The sequence below is a fragment of the Thermoleophilum album genome, assembly GCF_028867705.1.
Classification (GTDB): domain Bacteria; phylum Actinomycetota; class Thermoleophilia; order Solirubrobacterales; family Thermoleophilaceae; genus Thermoleophilum.
In genome coordinates this window covers 1,262,741-1,279,148 of record NZ_CP066171.1, presented here as the reverse complement: position 1 = coordinate 1,279,148, position 16,408 = coordinate 1,262,741, and the positions used below count along the sequence as shown (strand labels likewise).

The 16,408-nt window shown below is 70.0% G+C and carries 10 protein-coding genes; 8 read left to right on the top strand and 2 right to left on the bottom strand.

All coding sequences use genetic code 11. From position 1 onward, the window contains the following. Positions 1-141 precede the first annotated feature (141 nt). Positions 142-2,808 carry a DNA polymerase I gene (gene polA / locus JDY09_RS06000; RefSeq protein ID WP_274716021.1) on the top strand — a complete coding sequence of 889 codons (2,667 nt, stop codon included), beginning with the start codon at positions 142-144 and terminating at the stop codon, positions 2,806-2,808. Between the two features lie 61 nt (positions 2,809-2,869). Beyond that, entirely contained in the window at positions 2,870-3,313 is a 444-nt protein-coding gene (locus tag JDY09_RS05995) for a DMT family transporter (RefSeq protein ID WP_274716020.1), read from the top strand. On the opposite strand, the gene JDY09_RS05990 is transcribed toward JDY09_RS05995, so the two are convergent. Beyond that, positions 3,203-4,432, bottom strand: coding sequence for an NAD(P)/FAD-dependent oxidoreductase (locus tag JDY09_RS05990; RefSeq protein ID WP_274716019.1), 1,230 nt, complete (start codon positions 4,430-4,432; stop codon positions 3,203-3,205). The genes JDY09_RS05995 and JDY09_RS05990 overlap by 111 nt on opposite strands. A gap of 197 nt (positions 4,433-4,629) precedes the next feature. Between JDY09_RS05990 and rpsA the strand changes: the two genes are divergently transcribed. The 6 genes from rpsA to uvrA all read left to right on the top strand — a co-directional run bounded on the left by rpsA (position 4,630) and on the right by uvrA (position 13,861). After that, positions 4,630-5,910, top strand: coding sequence for a 30S ribosomal protein S1 (gene rpsA, locus JDY09_RS05985; protein ID WP_428837470.1), 1,281 nt, complete (start codon positions 4,630-4,632; stop codon positions 5,908-5,910). A 6-nt stretch (positions 5,911-5,916) separates the two neighbouring features. After that, a complete protein-coding gene (coaE, locus tag JDY09_RS05980) occupies positions 5,917-6,552 on the top strand; it encodes a dephospho-CoA kinase (RefSeq protein ID WP_274716017.1) in 636 nt (211 codons plus the stop codon). Next, positions 6,534-7,178: a lytic transglycosylase domain-containing protein gene (locus JDY09_RS05975; RefSeq protein WP_274716016.1), complete on the top strand. Its 645-nt coding sequence runs from the start codon at positions 6,534-6,536 to the stop codon at positions 7,176-7,178. Before coaE ends, JDY09_RS05975 begins: the two co-directional genes overlap by 19 nt. Before the next feature lie 31 nt (positions 7,179-7,209). After that, the gene (gene uvrB, locus JDY09_RS05970; protein ID WP_274716015.1) at positions 7,210-9,222 is read left to right on the top strand and encodes an excinuclease ABC subunit UvrB; all 2,013 of its coding nucleotides are present in this window, start codon (positions 7,210-7,212) and stop codon (positions 9,220-9,222) included. Between the two features lie 163 nt (positions 9,223-9,385). Further along, positions 9,386-10,885: a hypothetical protein gene (locus JDY09_RS05965; protein ID WP_274716014.1), complete on the top strand. Its 1,500-nt coding sequence runs from the start codon at positions 9,386-9,388 to the stop codon at positions 10,883-10,885. A 99-nt stretch (positions 10,886-10,984) separates the two neighbouring features. Beyond that, a complete protein-coding gene (gene uvrA / locus JDY09_RS05960) occupies positions 10,985-13,861 on the top strand; it encodes an excinuclease ABC subunit UvrA (RefSeq protein WP_274716013.1) in 2,877 nt (958 codons plus the stop codon). Here the strand turns inward: uvrA and JDY09_RS05955 are convergent. After that, positions 13,805-16,330, bottom strand: a complete 2,526-nt coding sequence (locus JDY09_RS05955; RefSeq protein ID WP_274716012.1) for a S8 family peptidase — start codon at positions 16,328-16,330, stop codon at positions 13,805-13,807. The two genes, uvrA and JDY09_RS05955, sit on opposite strands and share 57 nt — an antisense overlap. Positions 16,331-16,408: the final 78 nt, after the last annotated feature.

The following is a 16,408-nucleotide window of genomic DNA, read 5'->3' as shown; positions in this document are numbered from 1 at the left end:
CGGCAGGATACTTGCGCGACGCGGCTTCTCCTCCCGTTTTTGCGCGTGTGCCGCCGCGAGCGTCGCTCGCCGGCTGCGCCGCCGCTCGGGGGGCGGCGAGCGACCGACCGGTCGGCGGGGTGCGGCGGTACGGTTCGCGGCGTGGCTGGGAACGGCACGCGCGAGCTTGTCCTGATCGACGGCAACAGCCTCGCGTACCGTGCCTTTTTCGCCTTGCCCGAAGATCTCGCAACGTCGCGCGGCGAGCCGACCAACGCGATCTTCGGGTTCGCGTCGATGCTCGTGAAGCTCGTCCAGGAGCATGGCTTGCAGCCGACGCTGGTGGTGTGGGACGGCGGCACGTCGGGACGCGCCGAGCTCTACGACGACTACAAAGCGCAGCGCGACGAAACGCCGGACCTTTTGCAACAGCAGCTGCCGGCGCTGCCCGAGATCGTCGAGGCTTTCGGCTTTCGCAACCTGCGTGTCGACGGTTACGAAGCCGATGACGTGATCGCGACGATCGCGCGGAGGGCGGCTAGCGCCGGTCTCGACGTCCTGGTCGTCACCGGCGACCGCGACCTCTTCCAGATCGTCGACGACCGCATCCGCGTGCTCGCCACCGCGCGTGGCATCACCGAGACCAAGCTCTACGACCGCGACGCGGTGGTCGCGCGCTACGGCATCCCGCCCGAGCTGGTTCCCGATTTCGTGGGGCTCAAGGGCGACACTTCCGACAACATTCCGGGCGTCCCAGGTATCGGCGAGAAGACGGCCGCCGAGCTGTTGCAACGTTTCGGCAGCCTCGAAGAGGTGCTCGCGCGCGTCGACGAAGTTTCCGGTACGAAGCGGCGCGAGAACTTGCGCGCTCACGCCGAAGACGCGCGTGTCTCGAAGCAGCTCGCGACGGTCGTCGACACCGTTCCGGTCGAGCTGGACCCAGCCGCTCTCGCCCCTCCCGAGCCCCACCGCGGGCGCCTGCGCGAGGCGTTCATGCGCTTCGAGCTGCGCGAGCCCCTGCGGCGGCTGGAGGAGGCGCTCGGTCCGCTGGGGGAAGGCGCGGCCGGCGACGCTCCGCAGGACGAGGCCGGCATCGCCGTCGCCACCGAGGCGGTGCCGCTGCCCGAGCTGCGCGAGCGCGCGGGCGCTATGGGCCCCCTTGCCGTCGCAGTCGCTGACGACGGCAGCGACAGCGAGCTCGCGGTCGCCGCCTGGACCGGGAACGGACCGGTGGCGGTGGCGACCGCCGAGAGCGCCGACGCGCTGCTTTTCGCGCTCGACGGGGCGAGCGTCGCCGCGCACGACTGGAAGCCGCTTCTGCGCCGGGCTAGCGATCCCCGCCTCGGTCCCCGCCTCGTCCACGACACGCGTATCGCCGCCTGGCTTCTCGACTCGCTGCGCCGCCGCTACGAGCTCGAGGAGCTAGCGCAAGCGGCTGGGATCGCTGTGCGCGTCGACGAAGCGCCGAGGCCCGCCACGCCCGGCAAAGACAACGAGGAGGATGGCGGTGGCGATGAAGAGCGCCGCGCTCGCCGGAACGCCGTCGCCCGCGCCGCAGCGCTCACAGCGCTGCTCGCCGAGCACCAGCGCGCCGAGCTCGAACGCGCCGGTCTCGCTCAGCTTTTCGCCGACGTCGAGTTGCCGCTCGTCCCGATCATCGCCGCGATGGAGCGGGCGGGAATCAAGCTCGATGTCGCCGAGCTCGAACGGGTCTCGGAGGGGCTCGCCGAGCGCATCGCCGAACTGGAGCGCGAGATCTGGGAACTCGCCGGCGAACGGTTCACCATCGGTTCGCCCCAGCAGCTCGCGCGCATCCTTTTCGAGAAGCTCGGTCTCAGCCGCAAGCGACGCGGCAAGACGGGCTTTTCGACCGACGCGCGCGTGCTGCAGCAGATCCGCCACGAGCATCCGATCGTGCCGCTGATCGAGAGCTGGCGCGAGCTCACGAAGCTGAAGTCGACGTACATCGACACCCTGCCGTCCTACGTCGGGCCCGACGGTCGCCTCCACACCACCTTCAACCAGACGGGCACGGCGACCGGGCGTTTGTCGAGCACCAACCCCAACCTCCAGAACATCCCGATCAAGAGCGAGCTCGGCAAAGGTATCCGCGCGGCGTTCGTCGCCGAGCCGGGTTGGGTGCTGGTCTCGGCCGACTACTCGCAGGTCGAGCTGCGGCTGCTCGCCCACATCGCCGGGGAAGAGCGGCTCAAGGAGTTCTTCCGTGCCGGTGTTGACGTCCACTCGGCGACCGCCGCCGAGATCCTCGGCACCGATCCCGACAAGGCCGACGCCGCCACCCGTTCGAAAGCCAAGATGGTCAACTACGGCATCGTCTACGGCCTCTCGGCCTTCGGGTTGGCCGATCGCCTGAACATCCCGCGCGAGGAGGCGCAGGAGTTCATCGACCGCTACTTCGAGCGCTTCCCGGCGATCCGCGCGTTCATCGACCGCACGATCGAGCAGGCGCGGCGGGAAGGGCAGGTGCGCACGCTGTTCGGACGTGTGCGCCGGATCCCCGAGCTCGCCTCGCGCCAGTGGCAGACCCAGCAGCTCGGCGAGAGGCTGGCGGTGAACATGGTGATCCAGGGGACGGCCGCCGACGTGATGAAGGTGGCGATGGTGCGCTGCGATCGGGCGCTACGCGAAGAGCGTCTGCGAGCACGGCTGGTCCTGCAAATCCACGACGAGCTGCTGTTCGAGGCGCCCGCGGCGGAGGCGGAGGCGCTCGCCGCGATCGTACGCCGCGAGATGGTGGCCGCGCTGCCGATCGACCCGCCGCTCGCTGTCGACGTGGGGGTGGGGCGCAACTGGCTGGAGGCGAAGTGAGAGGTGCACGTCGGGGCAATGCGCCCCCTGTTTGCCGTGGAGCCGGCGTGGGGGAGGAGCGGTGAGCAAGCTCGTGGCGGTGGCGGCGACAGTGGTGGCCGGGGGGCTCGTCGGGCTTCAGGCGCCGATCAACTCGGTGCTCGGGCGGCGCGTCGGTGCGCTGGCGGCGGCGTCGGTCTCGTTCGCTATCGGCCTCGTCGCGCTGTGCGCTCTGACGCTGCTCGTCGGCGGCGGGTTCGGACGTCTCGGCGCCGTGCGCGGCCTGCCCTGGTACTACCTGATCGGCGGTCTGCTCGGCGCGGTCTACGTCACCTGCGTGCTGATCAGCGTGCGCACCATCGGGGCCGGCGGAGTCGCGGCGGCGACGATCGCCGGCCAGTTGGCGATGTCGGTGTTAGTTGACCGACTGGGCCTGTTCGGCCTCGAGCAGCGACCGCTCGATCTCGCCCGCGTGGCCGGTGTCGCGCTCCTCCTGGCCGGCACGGTGCTGGTGGTGCGCAGCTGACTTTCTCCGGCGCGGCGCCGGGGGTGGGGCTAGCCGCGCGAACTCGGGCGGCGCGATGCGCAGGTAGTGGTCGAAAGCCCAGGCGGTGAAGCGCTCGCTGCGCTCGAGCGTGCGCAGCAGTCCCCACAGCGCGCGCGGATGGAGGCGCGGCACCAGGCGCTGCGACCGCAGCATCCAGCGGAACTTCCAGGCGTGGCGGGCCGAGAAGTCGTGGTAGCGCCGCAGCGCCTCGTCGCGCGTGCGCATTCCCAGCACCACGGCGCGCAGCTCGCGCCCGCAGGCGATGCCGAAGTACAGCGCGGTGCGGATTCCCTCGGCGGTCAGCGGCAGACAGTGACCGGCCGAGTCGCCGACGAAAAACACACCGTCTTCGGTGGCGTCCCGCAGCCGGTGGGGAATCCAGTTGCCTTGGAAGCGCACCGCCGGTTGGCCGACATCGCCCGCGAGGCGCACGGTCGGCTCGCGCACGTGGTAGCGGGGATCGAACGATCCGACGCCGATCCGCAGCTCGTCACGGGCCGGGAAGCTCCAGCCGTAGCCGGCCGGCACGTAGGAGCGGTCGATCCATACCTCCATCTCGTCGCCACGCCCCGGTGGGTGCACCTCGAGACCGCGCGAGAGCGGCGCGTCCGGCGGCTGGTATCCCCGTGCTGCCAGCACCCGGCGCCAGCCGAGCGCGTCGACGATCAGCGGCGCTGTGAGGTCGCCGCGGTCGGTGTGCACGACGTTGCCGGTGCGACCCTTCACCGTCGCCGTCTCGAACTCGGCGTCGCACCCCTGCCAGAGCAGATCGCACAGTTCGCGGTAGTCGAAAGTCGAGAAAGTCCACGGCAGCTCGAGGCGAACGCTGCCGAGCGGGGTGTGGATTACGAGCCGACCGAACGTCTGTCGGTGCGCGCCCATCAGACCGCACGCCTCGAGCCAGCAGGTCGGGATCCCGCAGGCGCTCGTCGCCCGCTCGCCGATCTCGTAGCGGTCGACGACGAGCACGCGCGCACCGGTTCCGGCGAGCTCGCGCGCGACCGCCAGACCGGCGAAGCTCGCGCCGCAGACGAGCACGTCCCACTCGCCGGCGAGCGGCGTGCGTGCGGCTCCGCGCTTCGTCCGTCGCGTGGGCACGGGCGCAGGTTACAGTCGTCGCGCAAGCGACGAAGCCGTCACCGTCGTGGTTACCGGGGGCCAAGAAGCGCCTCGCTGCCGGGGCGTGGCAGGTGCGCGCGGCAGGGCGCGAGGGGGCGCGTCTCCGCTACCCTAGGCGCCCAGTGCCAGCGACAGAGACCGAACCAGCGCCACGCACCGTCGAGGGCTCGGGGGGCCTGCTCCTCGAGATCGACGGTCGCATAGTCCCCAACTACGACGCGACGATCGTCCCCTTCGACGAGGGCGACGTGGTCACCGGACGCGTCGTTCGCATCGACCAAGACGAGGTCTGGGTCGACATCGGCTACAAGTCCGAGGGCGTCATTCCGCTCAACGAGCTCTCGATCCGCAAGAACATCGACCCGCACGACGAGGTTTCGCTCGGCGACGAGATCGAGGCGCTCGTGCTCACCAAGGAGGACCAGGAGGGGCGCCTCGTTCTGTCCAAGAAGCGGGCGCGCTTCGAGAAGGCTTGGCGGCGGATCGAGCAGGCGGCCGCCGCGGGCGAGCCGATCGAGGGCCCGGTCATCGAGGTCGTCAAGGGCGGCCTGATCGTCGACCTCGGTGTGCGTGGCTTCCTGCCCGCGTCGCTCGTCGACATTCGGCGCGTGTCCGATCTCGACAGCTTCCTTGGCCAGACGATTCGCTGCAAGGTCATCGAGCTCAACCGTGCGCGCAACAACGTCGTTCTGTCGCGACGGGCGGTAATCGAGGAAGAGCGGCGTGAGCAGCGACAGCAGGTGATCGACCGCCTCCAGCCGGGAATGATCGTCGAGGGCACGATCTCGAACATCGTCGACTTCGGCGCCTTCGTGGATCTCGACGGGATCGACGGTCTGATCCACATCTCGGAGCTGTCCTGGGGCCACGTGAGCCACCCGTCCGAGGTGCTCAAGGTCGGCGAGCGGGTGCCGGTGAAGGTGCTCGACATCGACCGCGAGCGCCAGCGCATTTCGCTCGGCCTCAAACAGACCCAAGAGGATCCCTGGCAGCGCGTAGTTCGCACCTACAACGTCGGCGACGTGCTCGAGGGCAAGGTCACCAAGGTCGTCAACTTCGGCGCGTTCGTCGAGATTCTCGACGGCGTCGAAGGTCTCGTGCACATCTCCGAGCTCGCCGCCCACCACGTCGACAATGCCCGAGAGGTCGTCGAGCCCGGCCAGGACGTGCGCGTAAAGATCCTCGAGATCGACTCCGACCGGCGGCGCCTGTCGCTTTCGATCAAGCGCGTCGACGAGGAGCTGCGCGGCAGCGAGCAGCGGGAGCGCAAGAGCGAGCGCAAGAGCGGCGGGCGGCCACGCTCGAGCGGTGCTTTCGCTGGTGCCAACATCACCGTCGAAGGTGGCGACCTGCGCGCCGCGGTCGAGCGCGCGCAATCGGCGCAGGCCGAGGCGGCTGCCGCCGAGACGGCGGACGAGGATCGGCAAACCGACGACGCTGCTGGCGAAGCTTCCTGACGGCGGGTGGGGGGCGCCCGCCCGCACGCGCCGCCGTCCGAGCCGCCGTTCGTCGGGCTGACCGGGGGGCTCGGTGCCGGCAAGTCGACGGCGCTCGAGCTGCTGCGAGAGCTCGGGGCGGCGACGCTGTCAAGCGACGCCGTAGTGCACGAGCTGCTCGAGCGCGCTGACGTCGCACGTGCTATCGCCGAGCGCTTCGGCCCCGGCGTGCTGCGCGATGGTCGCGTCGACCGGGCGGCTCTCGCCGCGCGTGTTTTCCACGATCCTGCTGCACGCCGAGAGCTGGAGGAGCTTTTGTGGCCGCTGGTCGGTGAGGAGATCGCCGCTTGGCGGGCGCGCGCGCTGGCGGCGGTGCCACCGCCGCGCGCGCTCGTGGTCGAGGTTCCGCTGCTCTTCGAAGCGGGGCTCGAAAGTGCCTTCGACGCGACTGTCGCTATCGTCACCGACGACGCCGTGCGCCGCGCCCGCATCGCCGATCGCGACCAAGTCGCCCTCGCCGAGCGCGAACGCCAGCAGCTGACGCAAGAAGAGAAGGCGGCGCGCGCCGATCACGTGGTACGCAACGACGGCTCGCGGGAGGCGCTGCGCGACGAGTTGTCCGCGCTCCTCGCCAAGATCGCGCCGTGGCCGGCACCTCGCTAGCACGCTCGCGGGCCCAGCTCGCACGCCGTCGCGCGCGCTCGCTCGAGCGGCGCACGACACGCACGCTGGCGGCGCTGGCCGCGCTCGTGCTCGGCGTCGCCGCCGTCGTGGCTGCGCTGGGGCCTTTGCGCCCCTCGCTTGAGCGGGCGCTGTTGCCGCTCGAGTACGCCGCGATCATCCGCGAGCAAGCGCGCGCGAAGGGGCTCGACCCGGCGCTCGTAGCGGCCGTCATCTACGAGGAGTCGAAGTTCCGCGACCGCACCTCGCACGCCGGCGCGCGCGGGCTGATGCAGATCACCCCGCAAACGGCGCTGTTCGTCGCCGAGCGCTCGGGCGGCCAGAGCTTCGTGCTTTCCGACCTCTTGCGGCCCGAGATCAACATCGCTTACGGGTGCTGGTACCTGCGCTACCTGCTCGACCGCTACCGCGGCAACGTCACGCTCGCCGTCGCCGCGTACAACGCCGGTCACAGCAACGTCGATCGCTGGGTTGCGCGGGCCGGCGGTGCGGCCGCGTTCGATCCGCGCAGCGACATCCCCTTCCGCGAGACCCGCGAGTACGTCGCTGACGTCGCGCGCCGCCGCGAGCAGTACCGGCGTCTCTACAAGCACGAGCTCGGTCTCTGAGGAGCGCGACACCGCCGCTACCGTTGCGTGCGTGCCACCTTTCCGGGTGAACCCCGCTTACCGCCCTGTCGCCGATCAAGCACGGGCGCGCGACGAGCTCGCCGCCGGCATCGAGGCCGGTGACCGCTACCAAACGCTGCTCGGCGTAACCGGCTCGGGCAAGACGGCGACGATGGCGTTCACGATCGAGCGCGTTCAACGGCCGGCGCTCGTAATCGCCCACAACAAGACGCTCGCCGCCCAGCTCTGCAACGAGTTCCGCGAGTTCTTCCCCGACAACGCGGTCGAGTACTTCGTCTCGTACTACGACTACTACCAGCCCGAAGCGTACGTACCGCACCAGGACCTCTACATCGAAAAGGACGCCTCGATCAACGACGAGATCGACCGCTTGCGCCACTCGGCGACGGCAGCGCTTCTGGCGCGGCGCGACGTGATCATCGTCGCGTCGGTGTCGTGCATCTACGGTCTCGGTTCGCCCGAGCGGTACCGCGAGCAGAACCTCGTGCTGGCGCGCGGCGACACCGTCGACCGCGACGAGGTGCTGCGCCGGCTGGTGGCGATGCAGTACAGCCGCAACGACCAAGCGCTTGCGCGCGGCAGGTTCCGGGTGCGCGGCGACACCGTCGAGGTGTTCCCGTCGTACGCCGAGCGCAGCATCTATCGAATCCTGTTCTTCGGCGACGAGATCGAGCAGATCGTGCAGGTCGACGCGCTCACCGGCGAGGTGCTGAGCGAACCCGAGCACGTCGGTATCTGGCCGGCCACCCACTACGTCACCGACCCGCCGACGCTCGAGCGTGCCGTCGAAGAGATCCGCGCCGAGCTCGAGGAGCGCTGTCGCGAGCTCGAGTCGCAGGGAAAGCTGCTGGAGGCCCACCGCCTCCGCCAGCGCACCGAGTTCGACATCGAGATGCTGCGCGAGGTCGGGTACTGCAACGGCATCGAGAACTATTCGCGGATTCTCGACGGTCGTCCGCCGGGGGCGCGGCCCTACTGTCTGATCGACTACTTCCCCGACGACTTCGTCTGTTTCATCGACGAGTCCCACCAGACGGTGCCGCAGATCGGCGGCATGTACGAGGGCGACCGCTCGCGCAAGCAGACGCTCGTCGACTACGGCTTCCGCTTGCCGTCGGCGCTCGACAACCGTCCGCAAACGTTCGAAGAGTTCTTGGCGATCGTTCCACAGATCGTCTTCGTGTCAGCGACGCCGGGCGAGTTCGAGCGGCGCGTCTCGACGCGAATCGTCGAGCAGATCGTTCGGCCCACGGGCATCGTCGATCCCGAAGTCGAAGTGCGCCCGACCGAGAACCAGATCGACGATCTGATGAACGAGATCCGTCGCCGCGTCGAGGCGGGCGAGCGCGCCCTCGTCACCACGCTCACCAAGCGTATGGCCGAGGACCTGACCGAGTACCTCCTCGACCACGGCTTGCGTGCGCGTTACCTGCACTCCGAGATCGACACGCTCGAGCGCATCCAGATCATCCGCGCTCTGCGCCTTGGCGAGTTCGACGTGCTCGTGGGTGTCAACCTGCTGCGCGAGGGGCTCGACCTGCCGGAGGTTTCGCTGGTGGCGATTCTCGACGCCGACAAGGAGGGGTTCCTGCGCGGCGAGACAGCGCTCGTCCAGACGATCGGCCGGGCGGCGCGCAACGTCAACGGCAAGGTGTTGATGTACGCCGACCGCGAGACCGAGGCGATGCGGCGTGCGATCGCCGAAACCAACCGCCGTCGTGCGATCCAGATCGCCTACAACGAGCGTCACGGGATCACCCCTGAAACGATCCGCAAAGGCATCTCCGACATCACCGACTTTCTCGCCCTCGAGCAGACCCCGCGGCCGCGGGCGCGCCGCGCTCGCGAGGGCCGCGCGGCCCGGCCGCAGCGCAGCGAAAGCGAGCTCAGGAGCCTGATCGTCGAGCTCGAGGAGCAAATGTTCGCTGCCGCCGACGACCTGCGTTTCGAGGAGGCGGCGCGCCTGCGCGACGAGATCAAGGAGCTGAAGCGCGAGCTCGACGCCGTCGCTGCCGAGTCCTAGGGGACGGGGCCCCCTCGGCTCGACACTCTTTCGAGGCTACGGGGTAGCCAAGCGCCGACCGATCGGTCATTATTGGCACATGCTCCGCGTGTCCCCCACGTGCGCGCGTGCATACGCGCGCCTCGCATCGGTCCAGACATTCCTCGTACTCGCGCTGGTAGCGGTGTTAGCGGTAGTCGCCGCGGCCCCAGCCACGGCCGCGAGCGGCAACCCCGACGTGAAGCGCTACCGCTACCGCATCGGGCCCTTCCATATCCAACCGGGCCAGAACGAGATCGCGTTCCGGCCCGTGCTCAAGAGCGAGCGGCCGGCGGTTCCCGGGTACATCACGCGAATCCGTCCGGACCTGACTTACCTCGACGGTCGTCGGCCGCGTGTCGACGTCGTTCACCTCCACCACGCGGTGTGGCTCAACCTTTCGCGGCGCGACGCGACGATGGGCGGACCCGAGCGGTTCTTCGCGGCCGGCGAGGAGAAGACGATCTTCATGCTCCCGCCGGGCTACGGCTACTACTACGACCCCAACGACCGCTGGGTTCTCAACCACATGCTCCACGACCTCGTCGGCAAGCCCGCGGACGTCTACGTGGTTTACGAGATCGATTTCGTCCCCGCCGACAGTCCCACCGGCCAAAAGATGAAAGCAGTACGGCCGATCTGGATGGACGTCCAGAACGGGTCGCTGTATCCCGTGTTCGACGTCTATCGCCGTGCGGGCGGAGACGGCAAGTTCACCTACCCCGACGAGCAGCCGAACGCCTATAAGGGCCGGCCGAAGAACGTCTGGACGGTCGACCAGGACGGTGTGCTGCTCGCCGGCGCCGGTCACCTCCACCCCGGCGGTCTCTACACGGACCTCTGGCTCAAGCGTAAGGGGGTCCGTCCGGCACGCGTGAGCTGCCGTCAGCGGTCGGCAGCGGCCCGGCGTCGGTGCCGCGCGCGCGCCCTTACTGTCGACGGTAGCTGGGTGCGCTTGCTGCGCTCGAAGGCCAAGTACTTCGGCAAGAAGGGCCCGGTCGACTGGGACCTGGCGATGACCGGCAGCCCGGCGAATTGGCGTGTCGAGGTTCGCAAGGGCGACGAGCTGCGCATCAACGCCACCTACGACTCGAGCCGCGCGGCCTGGTACGAGTCGATGGGCATCATGGTGCTGTACATGGCCGTGGGCGAACGCGGTAAGAACCCGTTCAAGACCAAGGTCGACTACATCGGTCGCACCACCCACGGCCGTCTGCCCGAGAACATCGATCGCGGCGGCCGGCCGACCAACCTGCCCAACCCGCTGAAGCTGCCGGCCGGCGGTCCGGCGCCGCCGGTGATCGGCATCGCCGACTTCCGCTACCAGGTCGGTGACTTCCTGTTGCCCGGCAACGGCAAGCGGCCGCCGATCGTTCGCCGTGGCCAGCGGATCACGTTCGTGAACGGCGACGAAGGCAAGCTCGCCTACCACTCCGTCACCTCGTGCCGCGAGCCTTGCAACCGCTCGTCGGGCATCAGCTACCCGCTCGCCGACGGGCGTTTCGACTCGGGCCAGTTGGCGCGCAAGCTGCCGGGAGTGGGGAGGGTCCAGTGGACCCTGAACACGGCCAGGCTCAAGCCCGGTACGTACACCTACTTCTGCCGGATCCATCCGTTCATGCGCGGGTCGTTCCGCGTCCAGTGACGGACACAAGTTCGGCGATCTGACGCGGTGCGCGGGCCGCACCGGTGCCGCCTCCGGGGCGGTCCGGTGCGGCCCGGCGCGCGTACACTGGCCGGACCGATGGCCAGCGAGATCGTCATCACCGGGGCCCGTCAGCACAACCTCAAGAACGTCTCGCTGCGCCTGCCACGTGACGCGCTGATCGTCATCACCGGCCTCTCGGGCTCGGGCAAGTCGAGCCTCGCCTTCGACACGATCTACGCCGAGGGTCAGCGCCGCTATGTGGAGTCGCTGTCGGCCTACGCGCGGCAGTTCCTCGGCCAGATGGACAAGCCCGACGTCGACTCGATCGAGGGACTGTCGCCGGCGATCTCGATCGACCAGAAGACGACGTCGCGCAACCCGCGCTCGACCGTCGGAACGATCACCGAGATCTACGATTACCTGCGCCTGCTGTGGGCCCGGATCGGCGTCCCCCACTGTCCTAGCTGCGGACGACCGATCGAGGCGCAGCCACCCGAACAGATCGTCGATCGCATCCTCGCGCGCCCGGCCGGCGCTCGGGTGATGGTGATGGCACCGGTCGTGCGCGGGCGCAAAGGCGAGTACCGCGAGCTCCTCGAGCGCCTGCGCTCGGAGGGGTTCGTGCGCGTCAAGGTCGACGGCGAGATCCGCCGCCTCGACGAGGAGATCGCTCTCGACAAAAAGCGCAAGCACACCATCTCGGTGGTCGTCGACCGCCTCGTGGTCCGTCCCGAGATCCGCCGCCGGCTCGCCGACTCGGTGGAAACCGCCGCCGCTCTCGCCGACGGCCTTGTCGAGATCGAAGATGTCGACGAGGGGCGGGTCGAGCTCTTCTCCGACCGCTTCATGTGTCTCGAGTGCGGCGTCTCGATCCCCGAGCTCGAGCCGCGCGTCTTCTCGTTCAACTCGCCCTACGGTGCTTGCCCGCGCTGCACCGGTCTCGGCCACCAGCGCGTGATCGATCCCGAGCTTGTCGTGCCGAACCCGGATCTTTCGATCGCCGAGGGGGCGATCGCGGCGTGGACAGCGACCGGCGGGGGCTACTACGAGCGACTGCTAGCGGCGTACTGCGACCAGGCGGGCGTCGATCCCCACCTGCCTTGGCGCGATCTGCCGGCTGACGTGCGCGACGAGATACTGCACGGCAGCGGCGAGCGCGTCGAGTTCACCTATCGCTCGCGCCGCGGGCGGTGGCGGCGGCGGGCGACGTGGTTCGAGGGTGTGATCCCCAACCTCGAGCGGCGCTACCGCGAGACCGATTCCGACGCTGTGCGCGAGCGGATCGAGAGCTTCATGACGCTGCGGCCGTGTCCCGAGTGCCGTGGTTCGCGGCTGCGCCCCGAGGCGCGCGCGGTGCGGGTCGGCGGGCTCGGCATCCACGAGCTCGCGGCACTGTCGGCGCGGGAGGCGCTCGCCTGGGTGCGCGGTCTCGAACTGAGCGACACCGAGCGGCGCATAGCCGCCCGCGTCTTGCGCGAGATCGAAGAACGTCTCGGCTTCCTCGAGGCGGTCGGCATCGGCTACCTGTCGCTGGACCGCGCCGCCGCCACGCTGTCGGGCGGGGAAGCGCAGCGGATCCGCCTCGCGACGCAGATCGGGTCGAGTCTCGTCGGCGTGCTCTACATCCTCGACGAGCCATCGATCGGCTTGCACCAACGCGACAACGCCCGGCTCGTCGCCACCCTCGAGCGGCTGCGTGATCTCGGCAACACCGTGATCGTCGTCGAGCACGACGAGGGCACGATGCGTGCTGCCGACCACATCGTCGATCTCGGTCCGGGCGCCGGCGAGCACGGGGGAGAGGTGGTCGCAGAGGGCCCGCCCGCGGCGATCATGGCGAGTCCCGACTCGCTCACCGGCCAGTACCTGTCGGGCCGCCGCAAGATCGCGCTGCCCGAGCGTCGGCGCACACCCCGCGGTTGGCTGCGGATCGAAGGGGCGAGCCAGCACAACCTCAAAACGATCGACGTCGACGTGCCGCTCGGCGTCTTTTGTTGCGTGACCGGGGTGTCGGGTTCGGGCAAGTCGACGCTCGTCAACGACATCCTCTACAAGGCGGTGGCCGCCCGCCTGCACCGCGCGCGTGCCCGGCCCGGGCGGCACCGGCGCGTCGTCGGCCTCGAGCAGATCGACAAAATCATCGCGATCGACCAGGCTCCGATCGGGCGCACGCCGCGCTCCAACCCGGCGACCTACATCGGTCTGTTCGACCACATCCGCGAACTTTTCGCGCGCACACCCGAGGCGCGCGCCCGCGGCTACAAACCGGGTCGGTTCTCGTTCAACGTGCGCGGTGGGCGCTGCGAGACGTGTCGCGGCGACGGTCAGTTGCGCATCGAGATGCACTTTCTGCCCGACGTCTATGTGGAGTGCGAGCAGTGCCACGGCCGCCGCTACAACCGCGAGACGCTCGACATCCGCTTCAAGGGCAAGACGATCGCCGACGTGCTCGAGATGACAGTCGACGAGGCGCTCGAGTTCTTCGCCGCGATCCCGAAGGTGCGGCGGCGCCTCGAGACGCTGCGCGATGTGGGGCTCGGCTACGTGCGGCTCGGCCAGCCGGCGACGACGCTGTCGGGCGGCGAGGCGCAGCGCGTCAAGCTCGCTTCCGAGCTTTGCAAGGTCGCGACAGGCAACACGCTGTACATCCTCGACGAGCCGACGACCGGCCTTCACTTCGCCGACATCGAGCGGCTGCTCGCGGTGCTGCAGAGGCTCGTCGAGCAAGGCAACACGGTGCTGGTCATCGAGCACAACCTCGACGTGATCAAGTCCGCCGACTGGCTGATCGATCTCGGGCCGGAAGGCGGGGCCGAGGGTGGCGAGATCGTCGCCGTCGGCACGCCAGAAGAGGTCGCAGGCGTCGAGCGCTCCCACACCGGCCGCTACCTGCGACCGCTGCTCGCCTCTGACCCGTCAGCGTACCCGGACGCGCAGCGTGCGGATCGCGATACGGCCGCTGCTGTCGCGTAGGCGCACGACGAGCGCGTAAGAGCCGCGCCGGAGACGCCGGGAGCGGAGCGTGAAGTAGCGGCCGATGCGCACGCGTGCCGTGGCCACTCTGCGCCCTCCCTTGCGCAGCTCGACGCGGCCGGAGAGACGTGTCGCTCCGCGCACTCGTGCCACGAGCCGGCAGCGCAAGCGTGTGCCGCGACGGCGGCAGCTGACCCGCAGCGCACGGGCTACGCGCCGCACGAGCGGCGAAAGGCCGGTCGTGCCGCCTGTGGGCGACGGGGCGCCGGAGCTGCCCGACGGCGAGTTCGGTGCGCCGCTACTCCCTGCGCCGCCGCTACCCGTACCGCCACTCCCGCCCGGCGCACTCCCCGCGCCCGGCGAGGTGCCGCCCGCGCTGCCACCGCTCGCGTCGCCCGTCGGCGGCGACCACGCGGCGGTCAGCTCGAGCAGACGGCGGACGTCGAGACGACCGCCCGACACCGTTTTGCCGGCGAACGTCGTTAGGCGATCGACGGAGCGCAGCAGAAGATCGCGCACCTGAGCGCCGGTGAGCGTCGGCCGCAGCCCGAGGACGAGCGCGGCCGCGCCGGCCACGGCGGGTGCGGCCATCGACGTGCCGCTCATGAACGCCCACTGCGGGGTCGCGGGGAGCTCGCTGTCGAGGCAGCGCAGCTGCACTCCGTCGAGGGCGACACGCCCCCCTGCCGTGCCGTCGTAGTCGACGGCGATGCCCACCCGCACGCTTCCCCCGGCCGATAGCGAGTCCGCCTCTGCGCCGATGTCGACCGACACTGCCGTCTCGAAACTGCCGCCTGTGTCGTGCGTGTCGAGCGGATACGAGTGCACGTCGCTCGCGCTGTCGGTCGCGACCAGAGCGGACAGGGTGAAAGCGGGCTCGCTCGTGCTGCGCTCGGCGGGATCGTCGACGAGGTAGCGGACGACGAGGCTGCAGCTCTGCCACTGGCGGATGTCGAACGTGCTGCGCGCGATCAACTCCGTGCGCCCGGAGACCGGCGATGGGGACCCCGGCACGTCGAGCACCGCCACCCCGGGTCCCTCGGCGTCGGCGATGGGGGATGTCACCTGCCAGGCCGGCAGACCGCCCTGCCGCTCCTCCCAGTCGTCGGCGAGCGAGTGCGAGGAATCGAACGTCCACTCGCTCACCGAGCGGTTCACGAAATCGGGGTACGACGAGAGGATCAGCGCACCGGGAGCGGCCAGGTCGACGCTCGTCGCACCGTAGTTCGAGAAGTCGGCAAGCCGATCGAACTGGTCGCTCGCCGCCACGCTCACCACATTCGGGCTGTCGATCCCCGACGGGTAGTGAGGGGTGATGTCTGTGTCTGTACCGTCGTTGCCGGCCGCAGCCACGAACACCATCTCGGGATGGCGACGGATCGCGGCGGCCTCGGCCTCCGAATAGGCGGCACTGCCGAGCGCCCCGAACGACATGTTCACTACACGCGCGCCGGCGCGCGCCGCGTACTCGATCGCCTCGACGACCGCGGCGCTGTCTACCCCGCTAGCGAAGCTTCCGGCTCGCAGCGCGACGATCTGGGCGGTCGGTGCAACGCCGGCAACTCCCGCGCCGTCGTTGGTCGCGGCAGCGGCTACGCCGGCGACGTGGGTGCCATGGCCGTCGCTGTCTTCGGGCCGCGCGTCGTTGGCGAGGAAGTCCCAGCCGCGGACGTCGTCGACGTAACCGTTCCCGTCGTCGTCGACGCCGGGCGTTCCCGCCGCCTCGCGCGAGTTCACCCATACCTTGCCCGCTAGGTCGGGATGGTTGTAGGCAACCCCGGTGTCGATGACAGCGATCGGCGCGGCGCGCGGCGGCGCGATGTCCCACGCCTCGTCGGCGTCGATGTCGGCGTCGGGCGTGCCCGCCGGTTCGTCGTCGAAGAAGACCTGGCCGGTGTTGCGCAAACCCCACTGGCGCGGAAAGAGCGGATCGTTGGGCAGGTACTCGAAGCTGCGCTTGCGGGCGGTCTCGGCCACCGCGACCGCGGGCGAGCGCGCTAGCGCGCGAGCGCGCGCAGCAGGACTAGCGCCGCGGGCCGGCTCGACGATCGCCGCCCCTGTTGACGGCAGCCACTTGACCGCGTGCACGCCCGCGGCCCGCAACGCAGCCGCGCGCGCGGCACGTGTCGATCCGCGGCGGAAGATCACGACGATCCGCCGTGCGCGACCCTTGCTGCGCGCGATCGCAGGGGGCGCGGCTGTCGACCGGCGGGCGGCCGGATCGGCGCCCGGAGAGCGGCCCCGCCACGGGGACGGGAGCCGGCCCGCCGGTCGGGAGCCAGCGGCGGCGCCAGCGAGGGCCTGCGGCCGCTCGTGGCGATCGACCGGCTCTGCCCGCTGCGGCGAGGGCACTCGGTCCCCGCTCGCAGCGAGCGACACCGCCACTATCGCCGCCACGGCGAAGCCGGTCAGCGCCGCCCTGCGTCTGCACCTGCCCTGTGTGGTGTCGCCGTCGCCCGTCGTCTGCATCGCTGCCGCCGCCGCCCGCGGCCCGCGGCCGCCGGCCGCCTCACCCGTTTCTATCGGATGCTTGCCTTCGCGGCGCCA